Here is a 16832-nt window from a genome sequence, read left to right on the forward strand (position 1 = left end):
GCACTTCTGCCGGGCTTCTCAGGACGTACTCAGCCGCCTCTCATGTACGCCGGACAGTCTCGATGACATGACCGAGACCTTCCGCCCCAGCGGCGAGTACCCCCAGCAGCAGTCGTCAGCGCCTGTGCACCACGGCGGTACGCAGGGCGCGTACGCACACGGCGCGTACCCGCCCCCGCCCGCCTTCGCGCCGGAAGCACCTCAGGCGCCCGCCCCCGGGCGGCGCCGCCGCGCCAAGGGCCCCGTGGCCCTCCTCGCCGCCGTCGCCATCGCGGCGGCCGCGGTCGGCGGCGGCACCGCCTACGCCGTGCAGACCCTCACCGACCGGGACGGCGGCACCTCCGCCACCAGCACGGACGTCGTGCCGACCAGCAAGAAGGGCACGGTCTCCGGGGTCGCCGAGGCGGTCAGCCCCAGCATCGTCGAGATCAGCGCCACCACGGGCCAGGGCAAGTCGACCGGCTCCGGCGTGATCACCAAGAGCGACGGCGAGATCATCACCAACAACCACGTCATCGCCGGCGCCACCTCGATCAAGGTGCGCACGAACGACGGCAAGACGTACGACGCCGAGGTCGTCGGCACCGACAGCAAGAAGGACCTCGCGCTCATCCAGCTCAAGGGCGCCTCCGGGCTCAAGCCCGCCACCCTCGGCGACTCCGACAACGTCAAGGTCGGCGACGAGGCCGTCGCCATCGGCTCCCCCGAGGGCCTGACCGGCACCGTCACCAGCGGCATCATCTCCGCGCTCGACCGCGACGTCACCGTCTCCACGGACGAGGGGCAGCAGCCGCAGGACCCGCAGGGCGGCTGGCCGTTCGAGTTCGGCGGACAGCAGTTCAACGGCGACACCGGCTCGTCGAAGACCACGTACAAGGCGCTCCAGACCGACGCCTCGCTCAACCCCGGCAACTCCGGCGGCGCCCTCATCGACATGAACGGCAACATCATCGGCATCAACTCCGCGATGTACTCGCCCAGTTCGTCGCAGGGCGGCTCGGAGTCGGCGTCCTCCGGCAGCGTCGGCCTCGGCTTCGCCATCCCGATCAACACCGTCAAGGACGACCTCGGCAAGCTGCGGTCGGGCTCGAAGACCTGACCTTCACGGACGTCCACTCCAGGAGGCCGCCATGTCCGGCACCCCGCACCCCTCCCTCACCTCCGTCGCCGTCAACCGCGCCCGGCACGCCCTCGCCGTCACCGTCGGCTGGGGCCGCCCCGCCACCGATCCGGCCGGGCTCGGCCTGCCCCTCGCCGTGGCGCGGGAGGTGCACGCCGCGCAGTCGGCCCGCACCGGCCGCGCCCGCGTGCGAGGCTGATACCGGCCCCCGTTCCGCCCCCTGACCCGAGGAAGACCGAAGCCGATGAGCCCCGCCGAAGGCGACCGCACTGGTGACCGCGAGCAGCTGCGCATCCTGATCGTGGACGACGAACCCGCCGTGCGGGAGGCGCTGCAGCGCAGCCTCGCCTTCGAGGGCTACGGCACGGAGGTCGCGGTCGACGGCGCCGACGCGCTGGAGAAGGCCGCCGCGTACCGGCCCGACCTCGTCGTGCTCGACATCCAGATGCCCCGCATGGACGGCCTCACCGCCGCGCGCAGGCTCCGCGCCACCGGGTCGACCACCCCGATCCTGATGCTGACCGCCCGCGACACCGTCGGCGACCGCGTCACGGGACTCGACGCGGGCGCCGACGACTACCTGGTCAAACCCTTCGAGCTGGACGAGCTCTTCGCCCGCATCCGGGCGCTGCTGCGCCGCAGTTCGTACGCCGCGGCGGCCGGGCAGGCCGAGGAGGGCGACGTCCTCGCCTTCGCCGACCTGCGGATGGACCTCGCCACGCGCGAGGTCACGCGGGGCGCGCGGACGGTCGAGCTGACCCGCACCGAGTTCACGCTCCTGGAGATGTTCCTGGCGCATCCGCGCCAGGTCCTCACGCGCGAGCAGATCCTCAAGGCGGTGTGGGGCTTCGACTTCGAGCCGTCCTCCAACTCCCTGGACGTGTACGTCATGTACCTGCGCCGCAAGACGGAGGCGGGCGGCGAACCGCGCCTCGTGCACACGGTGCGGGGCGTGGGCTATGTGCTGCGGGGCGGGGAGTGAAGGGGATCCTACGGCGCTTCCGCGGCCTGCCGTTGCGCTCGCGGCTGGCGCTGCTGGTGACGGTGGCGGTGGCGTTCGCGGTGGCCGCGAGCGCGGTGGCGTGCTGGTTCGTCGTGCGGAACGTGCTGATCAGTTCGTTGGACGACGCGTTGAGCGAGGCCAAGGTGAACCCGGCCGACGTCTCCGCCTTCGTCAAACCGGACGGACAGTGCGCGCGCACGATCATCAGGGGCGGCGCCGACAGCCCCGACATCTTCAAGTCGACCATTCAGGTCGTCGACGCGAGCGGCGGGCACTGCGTCATCGTCGGGAAGCAGTCCCTCGAAGTCCTGTCGGCCGACACGGACGTCGCGCGGGGCAACGCCACGCAGGCATTCCACAACGCCACCGCGTCCAACGGCGACAAGTACCGCGTCCTGACGTACCCGTTGGACGGCCGCCCCGGCCTCGCGATCTCCCTGGCCCGCCCCCTCAACGAGGTCGACGACACCCTCAACAACCTCGTCCTCGTCCTCGCCGTCGTCGCCGGCATCGGCGTCCTCGGCGCAGGTGCCGCCGGGCTCTGGGTGGCCCGCACCGGGCTCAGGCCCGTGGACCAGCTCACCGAGGCCGTCGAGCACGTCGCCCGCACCGAGGACCTGAACCTCCGCATCCCCGTCGACGGCGACGACGAGATCGCCCGGCTGTCGGAGTCGTTCAACTCCATGACCGCCTCCCTGGCCTCCTCCCGCGACCTCCAGCAGCAGCTGATCGCCGACGCGGGCCACGAGCTGCGCACGCCGCTCACCTCCCTGCGCACCAACATCGAGCTGCTCGCCCGCAGCGAGGACACCGGCCGCGCCATCCCGCCCGACGACCGCAGGGCGCTGCTCGCCTCGGTGAAGGCGCAGATGACCGAGCTGGCCTCGCTCATCGGCGACCTTCAGGAGCTGTCCCGCCCCGACGCGGGCCAGGGCAGCGCGAAGGTGCAGGTCGTCGCCCTGCACGACATCGTGGAGACGGCGCTGGAGCGGGCCAGGCTGCGCGGTCCGGAGCTGACGTTCGCCGCGGACCTCGCGCCCTGGTACGTCCGCGCGGAGCCCGCCGCGCTGGAGCGCGCCGTGGTCAACATCCTCGACAACGCGGTGAAGTTCGGCCCGCCCGGGTCCGCCGTCGAGGTCGTCCTGAAGGACGGCGAACTGACGGTGCGCGACCACGGGCCCGGCATCCCCGCCGAGGAACTCCCGCACGTCTTCGACCGGTTCTGGCGTTCACCCACCGCGCGGAGCCTGCCGGGCTCCGGGCTCGGTCTGTCGATCGTGGCCCGCACGGTGCGGCAGTCGGGCGGCGAGGTGGCGCTGGCGTCCGCCGAGGGCGGCGGCACGGTGGCGTCGGTGCGGCTGCCGGGGGCGGCCACCCCGCCGCCGGAGACGCCGGAGACGCCGTCGGGGACCCCGCTGGAGTCCCCGACGGGGACCTCGCCGAGCTGACCGGAGAGACAGGAGAAGCCAACGAGACGGACCGTCTTGCGAGACGGTCCGTTCTGCGTTACCTTTCTTCTACGCGAGACGGAACGTCTCGTCGCGCAGGACCGACCATGCCGTCGAAGAAAGAGGACGTACTTGTACCCAGTCACCGGCACCACCGCGGCCACCACGACCACGGCCACCACTGCCGCCGTCTCCCAGCTCACCCTCACCGACATCACCAAGCGCTACGACGACCACGTCGTCCTCGACCGGGTCTCCTTCACGGTCAGCCCCGGCGAGCGGGCGGGCATCATCGGGGACAACGGCTCCGGGAAGTCCACGCTGCTGCGGATCGTCGCCGGCGCGGAGTCGCCCGACAACGGCACGCTCACCGTCACCGCCCCCGGCGGCACCGGGCACCTCGCCCAGACCCTCGACCTGCCGGACACCGCCACGGTCGGCGACGCGATCGACACGGCGCTCGCCGAACTGCGCTCCCTGGAACGGCGGATCCGGGTCGCCGCGTCCGCCCTGGAAGGCGCGGACGAAGCGGCGTACGAGCGGTACGCCGCCCTGGTCGCCGCGTTCGAGGCGCGTGACGGCCACGACGCCGACCGGCGCGTCGAGGTCGCGCTGCGCCGCCTCGGCGAGCGCGCCCCGCTGGACCGCGCCCGCCCGCTGGCCACGCTCTCCGGCGGGCAGCGCTCCCGCCTCATGCTCGCCGGGACCCTCGCGTCCTCGCCCGAGCTGCTGCTCCTCGACGAGCCGACGAACGACCTCGACGACGAGGCCGTGCGCTGGCTGGAGGACCGGCTGCGCGCCCACCGCGGCACGGTGCTCGCGGTCACCCACGACCGCGCGTTCCTCGACCGCGTCACCACGACGATCCTGGAGGTGGACGGTGACACACGGACCGTGCGCAGGTACGGCGACGGCTACGCCGGCCATCTGACCGCCAAGGCAGCCGAACGGGCCCGCCACGAGCGGGAGTACGAGGAGTGGCGCGCCGAGGTGGCCCGGCACTCCGCGCTCGCCGACTCCAACATCGGGCTGCTCTCGGCGATCCCGCGCAAGGCACCGGCCTCGTTCAGCGGGGCGGGCGCCTTCCGCGCGCGGTCACGGGCGCACGGCGCGATGAGCCGGATCCGCAACGCCCGCGAGCGGCTGCAGCGCCTGACCGAGCACCCGGTGCCGCCGCCCCCGCGCCCCCTGCGCTTCACGGCACGGGTCGAGGGGGAGGCCGCGGGCGCCGCCGAGCTGACCGACGTACGCGTGCCCGGCCGGCTGGCCGTCGAGGGGACGCTGCGGATCGGCGCGGGCGAGCGGCTGCTGGTCACCGGGCCGAACGGCGCGGGCAAGTCGACGCTGCTGCGGCTGCTCGCCGGTGACCTCGCGCCGGAGAGCGGTACGGTCCGGCGGCCGGCGCGGGTCGGCTTCCTGCGGCAGGACAACGTCCTGTGGCAGGAGGGGCGTTCGGTGCTCGACGTGTACGGAGGCGCCGAGCACCGGGACGAGCTGCTCGCCCTCGGGCTGTTCCGCGAGGCGGACCTCGGGCGGCCGGTGCGGTCGCTGTCGGCGGGCCAGCGCCGCCGCCTCGAACTGGCCCGGCTCGTCGCGCGCCCGCTGGACCTGCTGCTCCTGGACGAGCCGACCAACCACCTCTCCCCCGCCCTGGTGGAGGACCTGGAGGCGGCGCTCGCCTCCTACGAGGGCACGCTGGTGGTCGTCAGCCACGACCGGCGGCTCCGGGCGGGCTTCCGGGGCACGCACCTGGCCCTGCGGGACGGGCGGCCACAGGACGAAGGCGACGTCGCCTAGCGGCCGAAGCCCAGTCCCGACCCCGTGAGCCGCACCCGGATGCCCTCCTTCTCCACCGTCACGTCCTGGAGCGCCACCGTCCCGGCCCCCGGCAGCTTCGGCAGCTCGAAGGCGAGGGTCAGACGGTCGGCGAGGACGGGGCGGGTGAGCTGGGAGAGGCCCTTGAGGAGCGCGGGGTCGAGGCCGAGCTTCTTCAGGAGCCAGGGGTGGCCCATCGCGACGTCGATGAGGTTCAGGCCCATCACGTCGTTCACGAAGCGCGGGGAGCCGGTGAGCTCGTTGAGCTTGGCGTCGCTCTTGAGGGCCTCGCGGACCACGTCGTCCGGGACGCCGAGCCGCTGGACGATCGCAGGGACGGAGAGCAGCGCCTTCGCCTTGGCGGTCTCCTCGGCGACGCGGTCGGCGGAGCTCTTCGACAGGTGCAGGCCCTCCGCCGCGCGGGCGCCGGGACGGTAGGTCGCCAGGTCGCCGAGCTGGAGGCTCATGCCGCCGATGTCGGTGGAGATGCCGCGGTCGCCGTTGCGCTGGATGCGGGCGTCGGCGCGCACCTTCAGGTCGTGGCCCGCGACGGGCAGCGTGCCGCGCGCGAGGACCTTGTCGCGGCCGTGGCCGGTGAACGTGACCTGGGAGGCGCCCAGTTCGCGGTTGAGGTCCTCGAAGGAGAGCAGCACCTCGCCGTTCATCCCGCCGATGGTGGCGCCCGTGATGGAGGTGGGTCCGTCGCCCTCGATGGTGACGTCGGTGGCGGTCGCGGAGACCTTGGCGAGGGAGACGCGGTCGGCGGCGACGTCCGGGACGGTCACCTTCACCTGGTCCAGGCGCTTGTCGAGGACCTGGGTGAGGAAGGGGAACCCCTCGATGTCGACCTCGGGAGCCGCGCTCAGGTTCATCTGCTCCTTGAGCCTGTCCGCGGCCTCGTGCTCCGCGTACAGGAGCGCCCAGCGGTCGCCGAGGGCGAGGAAGGCGGTGGCGACGAGGACGGCGACGACGGCCTTCGCGGCGAGCGGCAGTCCGGCGAAGCGGTTGCGGCGGCGGCTGCCGCGGCGGTGGTTGGGCGGCGTCCAGGGCGCGTCCGCGGGGTCCGCCGCGTCCTCGGAGTCCTTGTCCTCGTGGAGGAAGTCCTCCAGCGGGTTCGGCGCGAGGGCGGCGAGTTCGTCGTACGGATTGCTGTACGCGGGCTGGTCGGCGCGGTCGCCGTGAGGCCGGTCGGAACGGTCGCCGTGAGGCCGGTCGGAGCGGTCGTGGTCAAGCTGGTCGGCGCGGTCGTCGTCGATAGGCGCATCCGGAGGATGCGTGGCTATGCGGTGGGGGGAACGCATCGAGCGATCTCACCATACGTTCACACCCCACCCCAAACCTTACTCCCGGTAAGCCACGGTTTCGGCCGGTACTTGCCGGTCGTGAGATTGCCTACTTCACGATCGTGATCCGGTCGGCCTTCGGCGGCGCGATCGGCTTGTCCGCCGAGGAGTTGGCGGTCAGGTAGTCGTTGAACGCCTTCAGGTCGTCCGCGCCGACGAGCGGCTTGGTGCCCTTGCCGAGCTCGGCGAAGCCGTCGCCGCCGCCCGCGAGGAAGGAGTTCATCGCGACGCGGTAGGTGGCCGCCGGGTCGATCGCCTTGCCGTTCAGCCTGATCGAGTCGGCGACGACGCGGTCGGCGCCGGTCTTGGTCATGTCCAGCGTGTAGGTGAGCCCGTCGGAGATCTGAAGGATCTTCGGCGAGGCCGTGTTCGAGCCGCTGACCTGCTGCTTGAGGCCCGTGACGAGCTGCGCTCCGGTCAGGTCGACCAGGTTGACGGTGTTGCTGAACGGCTGCACGGTGAACGCCTCGCCGTAGGTGACGACGCCGTCGCCCTCGCTCCCGCTCGCCTTGAAGACGATGTCGGAGCGGATGCCGCCCGGGTTCATCAGGGCCAGATCGGCCTCCGGGTCCAGGGACTTGGCGTGCGCGAGCTGCGCGTCCGCGATGAGGTCGCCGAGCGGGGACTCGGGCACACCGGCGCCGCGGCCGGGGATGTCCGCCGAGATGTAGCCGACGGCCTTGTTGGCGACCGGCGCGGCCAGCTTGTCCCAGCGCGAGATGAGCGAGGTCATGTCGGGCGCCTTGGCCTGCTCACGGCTGACGACGTGGTTCGCGGACTTCACGCTGGTGCGCACGATGTCCTTGGTCCTGCGGTCGTACGTGAGCGTGGTGTCCGTGTAGAGCTTCCCGAAGGAGGACGCCGAGGTGACCATGCGGGGGTTGCCCGCCGGGTCGGGGATCGTGCAGACGTACGCGTTGTGCGTGTGGCCGGTGACCAGGGCGTCGACCTTCGGCGTGATGCCCTTGGCGATGTCGGTGATCGGGCCGGAGATGCCGTCGCCCGCGCCCGGGGAGTCGCAGTCGTAGTTGTACGTCTGGGTCTTCGGCACGCCGCCCTCGTGGATGAGCGTGACGATGGACTTCACGCCCTGCTTGTCGAGGATCTTGGCGTACTTGTTGACCGTCTCGATCTCGTCGTGGAACTTCAGCCCCTTGACGCCGTCGGCGGAGACGATGTCCGGGGTGCCCTCCAGGGTCACGCCGATGAAGCCGATCTTCACGCCCTTGTGCTTCCAGACCCAGTAGGGCTTGAGGATCGGCTTGTCGGTCTTCTCGTCGGTGACGTTCGCGGCGAGGTACGGGTAGTCCGCGCCCCCGAACTTCTTGTCCTTGCCCTTCTTGTCCTTCTCGAAGCAGCCGTCCTTGGGGTGGCAGCCGCCGTTCTGGATGCGGGCCAGCTCCTTGGCGCCCTCGTCGAACTCGTGGTTGCCGACGCTGGTGACGTCCAGGCCGAGCTTGTTCATCGCCTCGACGGTGGGCTCGTCGTGGAAGAGGCCGGACAGCAGCGGGCTCGCGCCGATGAGGTCGCCGGCGGCCGCGGTGACGCTGTAGGGGTGGTTCTGGCGGGCGGTGCGCAGGGAGGTCGCGAGGTACTCGACACCACCGGCGTCGATCTTCTTCTCGGTCCCGTCGGCCTGCTTCTCCGTCACCTGCCCCGAGGAGCCCGCGGGCGGCTGCAGATTGCCGTGGAAGTCGTTGAACGACAGCAGCTGCACGTCGACGGTGCGGTGCTTGCCGCCCTTGCCCGCGGCCGCGTGGTCCGGCCCGGCGCTGGCGGGCAGCGCGGCGGCCAGCGCGCCGACGGTGGCGAGCCCCGCGGCGACGGCGAGGACGCGGGTGGCACGGCGCCCGGACCTTCGTTGCTTCTGTATGGCGGACAAGCGTTCCCCCGAGGGTGAGGTGGGACGACAGGGACGGCGACATCGCCGAGCGCAGCCTAGGTTCAACGCGCGTAGCGCGACAGAGGGTTGCCGGTTACATCCTGGTTGCCATTGCGGGAACCGGTCCGGGGCCGTGCCGAGCGCGCGGTGCGATGACACCCCCGGGCCGCCGCGCCGCCCCCCGTACTCTCGATGCATGACTGACGACCGCGCCGCCGAGGCCCCCGTACCGCTCCGGAAGATCGACACCCTCGCCGCACTCACCACCGCGCAGGCCGACGCCGTGCTCGCGCTGCTCACCGAGGCCGCCCGCGCCGACGGTCAGCAGGCGGTGTCCGAGCAGGGCAGGCTCCAGCTGAAGGGCGGCGCGCGCGACGGCATCCGGCACCTGCTGCTCAGCGTCGACGACCTCCTCGTCGGCTACGCGCAGCTGGAGGACACCGACCCCGTGGAGGCCCCCGCCGCCGAGCTGGTCGTGCACCCCTCGTACCGCGGGCGCGGCCACGGCAGGGCGCTGGGCACGGCGCTGCTCGGCGAGTCGGGCCGGCGCCTGCGCGTGTGGGCGCACGGCGGGCACTCCTCGGCCCGGCACCTGGCACAGGTCCTCGGCCTGGCCCTGTTCCGCGAACTGCGCCAGATGCGGCGCCCGCTGGCGGACCTGGACCTGCCCGAGCCCGCGCTCCCCGAGGGCGTCTCCGTCCGCGCGTTCGTGCCCGGACAGGACGACGCGGCCTGGCTCGCGGTGAACGCGGAGGCCTTCGCGCACCACCCGGAGCAGGGCTCCCTCACCCAGCGCGACCTGGACGACCGCAAGGCGGAGCCGTGGTTCGACCCGGCGGGCTTCTTCCTCGCGGAGAAGGACGGCGAACTGGTCGGCTTCCACTGGACGAAGGTGCACGCCGCGGAGGGCCTCGGCGAGGTGTACGTGGTCGGCGTGCGGCCCGGCGCCCAGGGCGGCGGCCTCGGCAAGGCCCTGACCACGGTGGGTCTGCGCCACCTCGCGCAGGCGGGCCTGCCGACCGCGATGCTGTACGTGGACGCGGACAACAAGGCCGCCGTGAGCGTCTACGAACGCCTCGGCTTCGTCACGCACGAGACGGACCTGATGTACCGCACGGAGTCCTGAGCCCGGCGCCCGCGGACGCGCGAAGGGCGCGGTGTTCCCCCGGGGAACACCGCGCCCTTCGGCGTACCGGCCGTCGGCCGCCAGGCGGACTACTTGGCCCCGGCCTGGCTCAGGCACATCGAGAACTGCACCCGGCCGCGCCGCGTCTGCTCGTAGCGGGACTGCCCCGGCTCGCACTCCGCCTGGCCGGTGCTCTCGACCTTGTACTCGGCCTTGGCGTCGCCGCAGTCGACGGCCTCCATGTCGGGGCTGCCCTCGGACCCCTTGTTCTGCACGCAGTCGCCGATCTGGAGGGCCGCGGGCTGGTTGGCCGTCTCGCTGTCGGAACCGGTGGTGTTGCCGCGGCTCGTGTACATCCAGACGCCGGCGATGACCGCCGCGATGAGCAGGACGCCCACCTTCATCAGGGGCGAGAGACCGGCGAACGCGCCGCCGCCACCGCCCTGCGGGACGTGCCGGGACAGACGGCGCCGCCGGGTGCGCTGGACCTGCTGGGACATGGACAAGGCAAAGCCCCCGTATTTCATGCGTGTTCACGTCAATGCTGAGCGGCAGACGGTACAAGATCCGCGGCCGCGTCCCGGACCCCGCCCCCGCCGCCTCCATCAGTCCGTCACATCCCGCTCCCACCGGGCGACTTGACCGCGGACCCCACCTTGCACCACCCTTTCACTACTCAATTAGTGAAAGGGTGGTGCAAGGCAGTGGTCGAATACCGGATCGACCGGCGCAGCGGCGTCGCCACGTACCTCCAGATCGTCCAGCAGACCCGGCAGGCGCTGCGCCTCGGCCTGCTGGAGCCCGGCGACAAGCTGCCCACGGCCCGCGAAGTCGTCGAGGCCACGGCCATCAACCCGAACACGGTCCTGAAGGCCTACCGCGAACTGGAGCGCGAGGGCCTGGTCGAGGCCCGCCGCGGCCTCGGCACCTTCGTCCGCCGGACGCTGGGCGCCGCGCCCGCCGACTCGCCGCTGCGGGGGGAGCTCGTCGAGTGGGCCGCGCGGGCCCGTCGGGCGGGTCTCGAGAAGGACGACGTGGCGGCACTCTTCAGTGCCGTACTGGAAGAGCAGTTCACTGATTCACCGGCCCAAGAGCAGGAAACCAGGGGGGACTTGGTATGACCGACACCGCCATGGAGGCGACCGCACTGACCAAACGCTTCGGGCGGGGCCGGCACGCCCTGCGCGACTGCGCGTTCCGCCTGCCCGCCGGGCGCGTCTGCGCGGTCGTCGGCCCCAACGGCGCGGGCAAGTCGACGCTGCTCGCGCTGGCCGCGGGGATCGACCGCCCCACGTCGGGGACGCTCACCGTCCTCGGCACCGGCCCCGGCGAGGCCCGCGCCCGCGTCGCCTACGTCGCCCAGGACAAGCCGCTCCACCCGCAGCTGACCGTCGCGGACACGCTGCGGCTCGGCGCCGAGCTGAACCCCGACCGCTGGGACGCGGCCGCCGCCGAGCGCGTCGCGGGCGGCAGCGGGCTCGACCCGAAGGCCCGCGTCCGTACGCTCTCCGGCGGGCAGCGCACCCGTGTCGCGCTCGCCCTCGCGCTCGGCAAGCGCGCCGAACTCCTGCTCCTGGACGAGCCGATGGCCGACCTCGACCCGCTCGCCAGGCACCAGCTCATGGGCACGCTGATGGCGGAGGCCGCTGAGCACGGCACGACCGTGGTCATGTCCTCGCACATCATCGGCGAACTGGCCGACGCCTGCGACCACTTGCTCCTCGTGTCCGAGGGCCGCGTGCGGCTGGGGGGCGGCATCGACGACCTGCTCGGCGCGCACCGCCTGGTCACCGGGCGCGGCCCGGCCGACCGCCTGCACCCGCACACCGTCGTCGAGTCCCGCGCCACCGGCCGCGGCCTGTCGGCCCTGATCCGCCCCGAGGGCCCGGTCGGCGACGACTGGGACGCCGAGGAGCCGTCCCTGGAGGAACTGGTGCTGGCCCATCTGCGCGCACCGGACGCGCCCGCACTGATCGCCCCCGACGCCACCCCGAGCGACCTGGAGGTGTCCGCGTGAGCACGCAGTTCCTGCACGGCCCCCGCTGGGCCTTCGCCCGTGTCCACCGCACCACTCTGTGGGGCACCGCCGCCCTCCTGGCAGCCGCCGTCGCGGTGACCGGATTCCTGCGCTGGGCCGCCTGGGCCTACCCGGCGGCGGAGTGCCACCAGGGCCCCTGCGAGACCTTCCTCGGCTTCAGCAGCGCCGACGACCTGCTGTACACCGCCATGCGGTACGGCTCCACGAGCCTGCTGCTCCTGCCGCTGCTGATCGGCGCCTTCGTCGCGGGCCCGCTCATCGGGCGCGAACTGGAGTCCGGGCTCCACCAATTGATGTGGACCCAGTCCCTCTCCCCGACGCGCTGGCTCAGCTCGAAGCTCGTGACGACCGCGGTGGTGGCCGTCGCGGGCACGCTCACTCTCATGGCCGCCTTCAGGTTCGGCGCCGCCCGCATGCTCGACACGCGCTCCGACCTGATCTGGGCCGACCGGGGCGTCTACGAGGCCACCGGCCCCGTCCTCGTCGCGCACGTCCTGTTCGCCGTGGCCACGGGAGCCGTCATCGGCCTCCTGGTGCGCCGCACGCTGCTCGCCGTGGCCCTCGCGGGCGGGGTCACCGGGGCCGTGCTGCTGGGCGCCGGCACCGTGCGCTGGGACCTCTTCCCGACCCGCACCGCCTCCGGGGCCGCCACCAACGAGGACTGGTGGCCCACGTACCCCGCCGACTCCTTCGCCGTGGACCAGGGCGTCACCAACGCCGCGGGCGAGCGCTTCTACCCGGGCCAGTGCCTTCCGAAGCCGATCCCCGGCTACTCCTGCCCCACCGACACCAAGGTCGTCAGCTCGTACGTGGACTACCACCCCCGGTCCCACTTCTGGTACGTCCAGCTCATCGAGACCGGGATCGTCCTGGCCCTCGCCGCCGCCGCGACGTACGCCGCCTTCCGGCTCTTGCGCCGCCACGCGGCCTGAACCGTACGATCGGGCCTGAAACGTACGGTCGGCCGAGGGCCCCCGGCGCTGTAGACGCCCGGGGGCCTTCGGCCGATGTCCCGCACGTCATGTCGCCGTAACCGCTGATTCAGACTGGCTTGCGACGCTCACTCAATGCAGCCCGCCGTGCCCGACCCGTCCCCGGAGAACGGAGCGGCTTCCCCGACGAACGGGAAGCTCCACCTCGCTCCCGCGCTCTCCGACGCGCCCATCGGCGTGCCCGCGCGGAAGAATGGCTCCATGAGCCAGCAGAACACGCAAGGACAGGTCCGGCACGCCCAGCCTTCCGTGGGTTCCATCGCCGCGCACCGGCCGCACACCATCGCAGCCACCGTCTCCGACCTCGACCCCGACATCGACGCGGATCTCGACGCGTACGACGAGGACGCCCAGGTCGGACACGACGGCACCGAACTGCCCCAGGGCCGTTTCCTCGACCGCGAGCGCAGCTGGCTCGCCTTCAACGAGCGCGTGCTCGAACTGGCCGAGGACCCCCACACCCCCCTCCTCGAACGGGCTAATTTCCTGGCGATCTTCGCCTCGAACCTGGACGAGTTCTTCATGGTCCGCGTCGCCGGCCTGAAGCGGCGCATCGCGACCGGCGTCGCCACCCGCTCGGCCTCCGGCCTGCAGCCCCGCGAGGTCCTGGAACTCATCTGGAACCGCTCCCGCGAGCTCATGGCCCGGCACGCCGCCTGCTACCAGGACGACGTCGCGCCCGGCCTCGCCGACGAGGGCATCCACCTGGTGCGCTGGCACGAGCTGACGGAGAAGGAGCAGTCCCGGCTCTTCACGCTGTTCCGGCAGCAGATCTTCCCCGTGCTGACCCCGCTGGCCGTGGACCCCGCGCACCCCTTCCCGTACATCTCGGGACTCTCGCTCAACCTCGCCGTCGTGGTCCGCAACCCGGTCTCCGGACATCAGCACTTCGCACGCGTGAAGGTGCCGCCGCTGCTCTCCCGCTTCCTGGAGGCCTCCCCGCAGCGGTACGTGCCCATAGAGGACGTCATCGCCGCGCCCGCGCATCTCCAGGAGCTCTTCCCGGGCATGGAGATCCAGGAGCACCACATGTTCCGGCTCACCAGGAACGAGGACCTGGAGGTCGAGGAGGACGACGCCGAGAACCTCCTCCAGGCCCTGGAGAAGGAGCTCATGCGGCGCCGCTTCGGGCCGCCCGTGCGCCTGGAGGTCGAGGAGTCCATCGACCCGAACATCCTGGGCCTGCTGGTGCGCGAGCTGAAGATCAGCGAGGCCGAGGTGTACCCGCTGCCCGGCCCCCTCGACCTCACCGGCCTCTTCAGCATCGCCGCCCTGGACCGGCCCGAGCTGAAGTACCCCAAGTTCGTGGCCGGCACCCACCGCGACCTCGCCGAGGTCGAGTCGGCGTCCGCGCCCGACATCTTCGCGGCCCTTCGCGAACGCGACGTACTCCTGCACCACCCGTACGACAGCTTCTCCACGTCCGTGCAGGCCTTCCTGGAGCAGGCGGCGTCCGACCCGGACGTCCTCGCCATCAAGCAGACGCTGTACCGCACCTCGGGCGACTCCCCCATAGTCGACGCGCTCATCGACGCCGCCGAGTCCGGCAAGCAGGTCCTCGTCCTCGTCGAGATCAAGGCCCGCTTCGACGAGCAGGCCAACATCAAGTGGGCGCGGAAGCTGGAGGAGGCGGGCTGCCACGTCGTCTACGGCCTGGTCGGCCTGAAGACGCACTGCAAGCTCTCCCTCGTCGTGCGCCAGGAGGGCGAGGCCCTGGTCCGCTACTCGCACGTGGGCACCGGCAACTACCACCCCAAGACCGCCCGCCTCTACGAGGACCTCGGCCTGCTCACCTCGAACGCGGAGGTCGGCGCGGACCTCTCCGACCTCTTCAACCGCCTCTCCGGCTACTCCCGCCGGGAGACCTACCGCCGCCTCCTCGTGGCCCCCAAGTCCCTGCGCGACGGCCTCGTCTCCCGCATCAACAAGGAAATGCAGCACCACAGGGCGGGCCGCCCCGCCTACGTCCGCATCAAGGTCAACTCGATGGTCGACGAGGCGGTCGTCGACGCGCTCTACCGCGCGTCGCAGGCGGGCGTCGAGGTGGACGTGTGGGTGCGCGGCATCTGCGCGGTGCGCCCCGGTGTGGCGGGTCTGTCGGAGAACATCCGCGTACGCTCCGTACTCGGCCGCTTCCTGGAGCACTCCCGCGTCTTCGCCTTCGGCAACGGCGGCGAACCGGAGGTGTGGATCGGCAGCGCCGACATGATGCACCGCAATCTCGACCGCCGCATCGAGGCGCTGGTCAGGGTCCAGGACCCGGCGCACCGGGCGGCCCTCAGCCGGCTCCTGGAGACCGGCATGTCGGACACCACCGCCTCCTGGCACCTGGGCGCGGACGGCAACTGGACCCGCCACTCGGTGGATCCGGAAGGCCAGCCCCTGCGGAACGTACAGGAGATGCTCATAGACGCCCGGAGGCGCCGGCGTGGCACAGCAACACCATGAGATGACGGGTACGCCGGGGACGGGCGCCGCGGCGGGCGAGGCACTCTCGGCCTATCTGCAGGACCAGGCCACGGAGTTCCTCCGCTCCCTGCGGCTGCACCGCGAGTCCTCGACGGACGCGCAGGGCGCCGAGGAGGCCCTGGCCGCGGCCCACTCCCTGCGCCGCGCGGCCCGCCGCATCGGCGCCACCCTGCACACCTTCCGCCCGCTCCTCGACCAGGACTGGTCGGCCGCCCTGCGCCCCGAACTGGCCTGGCTCTCCGGCACCCTGGCCCAGGAACACGCCTACGCCACCCGCCTCCAACGCCTCCTGGAGGCCTTGCACCGCCTGTCGGGCCCGGCAGCGGTGCCTTCGCCCGCAAACGGAGGCACCGCTGTGGGCACGCGTTCCGCGGGCCGAGTGGGGTCGCCCCTGCTCGCGCGGAGCCGGGAGCTCGGCGAAGGGTGGGCACAGCCCCCGGTGCCGGGCGCCGAGAACGGGGGCAGCACCCCGAGAGGCCTCACAGTCGGCGCGGCCAAGGCCGCCGCCCTCCTGGAGCGGCAACTCACCCTGGCCCGGACCCGCGCCCACTCCACCGCCCTCCAGGCCTTCGGCTCCTCCCGCTTCCACGCGGTGGCGGACAACGTGGCCGTCCTGGCCAGCGAAGTCCCCCTCACCGACACCGAGGACGACCTGAAGCACCTGACCGCCAAGGCGGAGGCCGACCTCAACGAAGCCGTCGCCGCCCTGCCCCTCGGCCAGGCGGGCCACCCCTACAACGCCGGCGCCCTCGTCCACGGCCTCGCCGCGGACACCGCCCCCGACGCCCAGGACGCCCCCTGGCTGAAGGTCCGCTCCCTGCTGCGCCTGCACCGGTACGCCCTGGAGATCCTCCTCGACCACGCGCCCCTGGCACCCCGCATCGCGGAGGCGAGCCACGCCCTGAACGTCCACCGCGAGGCCGCCGCCGCCGCGTCCGCCGCCGCCCAGGCGGCCCGCACCCCCCGGATCGCCCCGGCCACCGCGTACGCGCTCGGCGTGCTCCACGCCGACCAGCGCCACGAGGTCGAGGCCGCGCGGTTCGCCTTCCAGCAGGCCTGGCTGTACGAGGTGGTGAGTACGCGGTGACGTACGAGGAAGCGCCCCGGAGCGAGCCGGGCGCGCCCCGGCCCAAGCAGGCCACCGTCCACGCGGCCGGCTGCGTCCTGTGGCGCCGCTCCCCGGTCGACGGCGAGCTGGAGATCTGCCTCGTCCACCGGCCCAAGTACGACGACTGGTCGCACCCCAAGGGCAAGCTGAAGCGCGACGAGGACCCTCTGGCGGGCGCCCTGCGCGAGGTCGAGGAGGAGACCGGTCACCGGTGCGCCCCCGGCCCCCGCCTGCCCACGGCCCGCTATCTCGCGCACGGCCGCCCCAAGCAGGTCACCTACTGGGCCGCCGAGTCCACCGGGGGGCACTTCACCCCCAACCGCGAGGTCGACCGCGTCCTCTGGCTGCCGCCCCTCGCGGCCCGCAACCGCCTCACCCAGCTCCGGGACCGGCAGCTCGTGGACGCCCTGCTCAGCATGCTTAACCCTGCGTAGCTCTGCCGCTACTTTTTGTCACACATCGTTCTAACCAGGCCGACCGCCGAGGTT

General features: G+C 72.3%; 15 protein-coding genes. 12 read left to right on the forward strand and 3 right to left on the reverse strand.

Going from position 1 to position 16832, the window contains the following annotated elements:
- The first annotated feature begins 67 nt into the window (after window positions 1-67).
- The 5 genes from AB0L89_RS37355 to abc-f all read left to right on the forward strand — a co-directional run bounded on the left by AB0L89_RS37355 (window position 68) and on the right by abc-f (window position 5368).
- Window positions 68-1099 carry a trypsin-like peptidase domain-containing protein gene (locus AB0L89_RS37355; protein WP_365151713.1) on the forward strand — a complete coding sequence of 344 codons (1032 nt, stop codon included), beginning with the start codon at window positions 68-70 and terminating at the stop codon, window positions 1097-1099.
- A gap of 31 nt (window positions 1100-1130) precedes the next feature.
- The gene (locus AB0L89_RS37360) at window positions 1131-1319 is read left to right on the forward strand and encodes a hypothetical protein (RefSeq protein ID WP_365151715.1); all 189 of its coding nucleotides are present in this window, start codon (window positions 1131-1133) and stop codon (window positions 1317-1319) included.
- 45 nt (window positions 1320-1364) lie between these two features.
- Window positions 1365-2102 (forward strand): response regulator transcription factor, encoded by a 738-nt coding sequence (locus tag AB0L89_RS37365; protein WP_069885132.1) that lies wholly within the window; start codon window positions 1365-1367, stop codon window positions 2100-2102.
- The gene (locus AB0L89_RS37370; RefSeq protein ID WP_365151718.1) at window positions 2099-3571 is read left to right on the forward strand and encodes a HAMP domain-containing sensor histidine kinase; all 1473 of its coding nucleotides are present in this window, start codon (window positions 2099-2101) and stop codon (window positions 3569-3571) included. The genes AB0L89_RS37365 and AB0L89_RS37370 overlap by 4 nt, the downstream gene beginning before the upstream one ends.
- Window positions 3572-3703: 132 nt before the next feature.
- The gene (gene abc-f / locus AB0L89_RS37375; RefSeq protein ID WP_365151720.1) at window positions 3704-5368 is read left to right on the forward strand and encodes a ribosomal protection-like ABC-F family protein; all 1665 of its coding nucleotides are present in this window, start codon (window positions 3704-3706) and stop codon (window positions 5366-5368) included.
- On the opposite strand, the gene AB0L89_RS37380 is transcribed toward abc-f, so the two are convergent.
- The gene (locus AB0L89_RS37380) at window positions 5365-6687 is read right to left on the reverse strand and encodes a DUF2993 domain-containing protein (RefSeq protein WP_365151722.1); all 1323 of its coding nucleotides are present in this window, start codon (window positions 6685-6687) and stop codon (window positions 5365-5367) included. The genes abc-f and AB0L89_RS37380 overlap by 4 nt on opposite strands.
- A gap of 91 nt (window positions 6688-6778) precedes the next feature.
- The gene (locus tag AB0L89_RS37385) at window positions 6779-8611 is read right to left on the reverse strand and encodes a bifunctional metallophosphatase/5'-nucleotidase (protein WP_365151724.1); all 1833 of its coding nucleotides are present in this window, start codon (window positions 8609-8611) and stop codon (window positions 6779-6781) included.
- A 196-nt stretch (window positions 8612-8807) separates the two neighbouring features.
- Here AB0L89_RS37385 and mshD point away from each other — a divergent pair, with 196 nt between their 5' ends.
- Window positions 8808-9737 (forward strand): mycothiol synthase, encoded by a 930-nt coding sequence (gene mshD, locus AB0L89_RS37390; protein WP_365151726.1) that lies wholly within the window; start codon window positions 8808-8810, stop codon window positions 9735-9737.
- A gap of 89 nt (window positions 9738-9826) precedes the next feature.
- On the opposite strand, the gene AB0L89_RS37395 is transcribed toward mshD, so the two are convergent.
- A complete protein-coding gene (locus AB0L89_RS37395) occupies window positions 9827-10237 on the reverse strand; it encodes a hypothetical protein (protein ID WP_365151728.1) in 411 nt (136 codons plus the stop codon).
- Window positions 10238-10441: 204 nt separating this feature from the next.
- Here AB0L89_RS37395 and AB0L89_RS37400 point away from each other — a divergent pair, with 204 nt between their 5' ends.
- The 6 genes from AB0L89_RS37400 (at window position 10442) to AB0L89_RS37425 (ending at window position 16778) form a co-directional block, all read left to right on the forward strand.
- Entirely contained in the window at window positions 10442-10858 is a 417-nt protein-coding gene (locus AB0L89_RS37400) for a GntR family transcriptional regulator (RefSeq protein WP_365151730.1), read from the forward strand.
- Window positions 10855-11754, forward strand: coding sequence for an ABC transporter ATP-binding protein (locus AB0L89_RS37405; RefSeq protein WP_365151732.1), 900 nt, complete (start codon window positions 10855-10857; stop codon window positions 11752-11754). Before AB0L89_RS37400 ends, AB0L89_RS37405 begins: the two co-directional genes overlap by 4 nt.
- Window positions 11751-12707, forward strand: a complete 957-nt coding sequence (locus AB0L89_RS37410) for an ABC transporter permease (protein WP_365151734.1) — start codon at window positions 11751-11753, stop codon at window positions 12705-12707. Before AB0L89_RS37405 ends, AB0L89_RS37410 begins: the two co-directional genes overlap by 4 nt.
- Window positions 12708-12968: 261 nt before the next feature.
- Window positions 12969-15215, forward strand: a complete 2247-nt coding sequence (locus AB0L89_RS37415; protein ID WP_365151736.1) for an RNA degradosome polyphosphate kinase — start codon at window positions 12969-12971, stop codon at window positions 15213-15215.
- 1 nt (window position 15216) lies between these two features.
- A complete protein-coding gene (locus AB0L89_RS37420; RefSeq protein ID WP_365151817.1) occupies window positions 15217-16323 on the forward strand; it encodes a CHAD domain-containing protein in 1107 nt (368 codons plus the stop codon).
- Window positions 16324-16400: 77 nt separating this feature from the next.
- The gene (locus tag AB0L89_RS37425) at window positions 16401-16778 is read left to right on the forward strand and encodes an NUDIX hydrolase (RefSeq protein ID WP_365151819.1); all 378 of its coding nucleotides are present in this window, start codon (window positions 16401-16403) and stop codon (window positions 16776-16778) included.
- The last annotated feature ends 54 nt before the right edge of the window (window positions 16779-16832 follow it).

Origin of the sequence: Streptomyces sp. NPDC052114 (genome assembly GCF_040680155.1) — a bacterium.
Classification (GTDB): domain Bacteria; phylum Actinomycetota; class Actinomycetes; order Streptomycetales; family Streptomycetaceae; genus Streptomyces.

Excerpts from the sequence above, each read along its gene's own strand:
- AB0L89_RS37355 (WP_365151713.1), top strand. The coding sequence starts at position 68 with ATGACCGAGACCTTCCGCCCCAGCGGCGAGTACCCCCAGCAGCAGTCG.
- AB0L89_RS37360 (WP_365151715.1), top strand. The coding sequence starts at position 1,131 with ATGTCCGGCACCCCGCACCCCTCCCTCACCTCCGTCGCCGTCAACCGC.
- AB0L89_RS37365 (WP_069885132.1), top strand. The coding sequence starts at position 1,365 with ATGAGCCCCGCCGAAGGCGACCGCACTGGTGACCGCGAGCAGCTGCGC.
- AB0L89_RS37380 (WP_365151722.1), bottom strand. The coding sequence starts at position 6,687 with ATGCGTTCCCCCCACCGCATAGCCACGCATCCTCCGGATGCGCCTATC.
- mshD (WP_365151726.1), top strand. The coding sequence starts at position 8,808 with ATGACTGACGACCGCGCCGCCGAGGCCCCCGTACCGCTCCGGAAGATC.
- AB0L89_RS37395 (WP_365151728.1), bottom strand. The coding sequence starts at position 10,237 with ATGTCCCAGCAGGTCCAGCGCACCCGGCGGCGCCGTCTGTCCCGGCAC.
- AB0L89_RS37405 (WP_365151732.1), top strand. The coding sequence starts at position 10,855 with ATGACCGACACCGCCATGGAGGCGACCGCACTGACCAAACGCTTCGGG.
- AB0L89_RS37415 (WP_365151736.1), top strand. The coding sequence starts at position 12,969 with ATGAGCCAGCAGAACACGCAAGGACAGGTCCGGCACGCCCAGCCTTCC.
- AB0L89_RS37420 (WP_365151817.1), top strand. The coding sequence starts at position 15,217 with ATGACGGGTACGCCGGGGACGGGCGCCGCGGCGGGCGAGGCACTCTCG.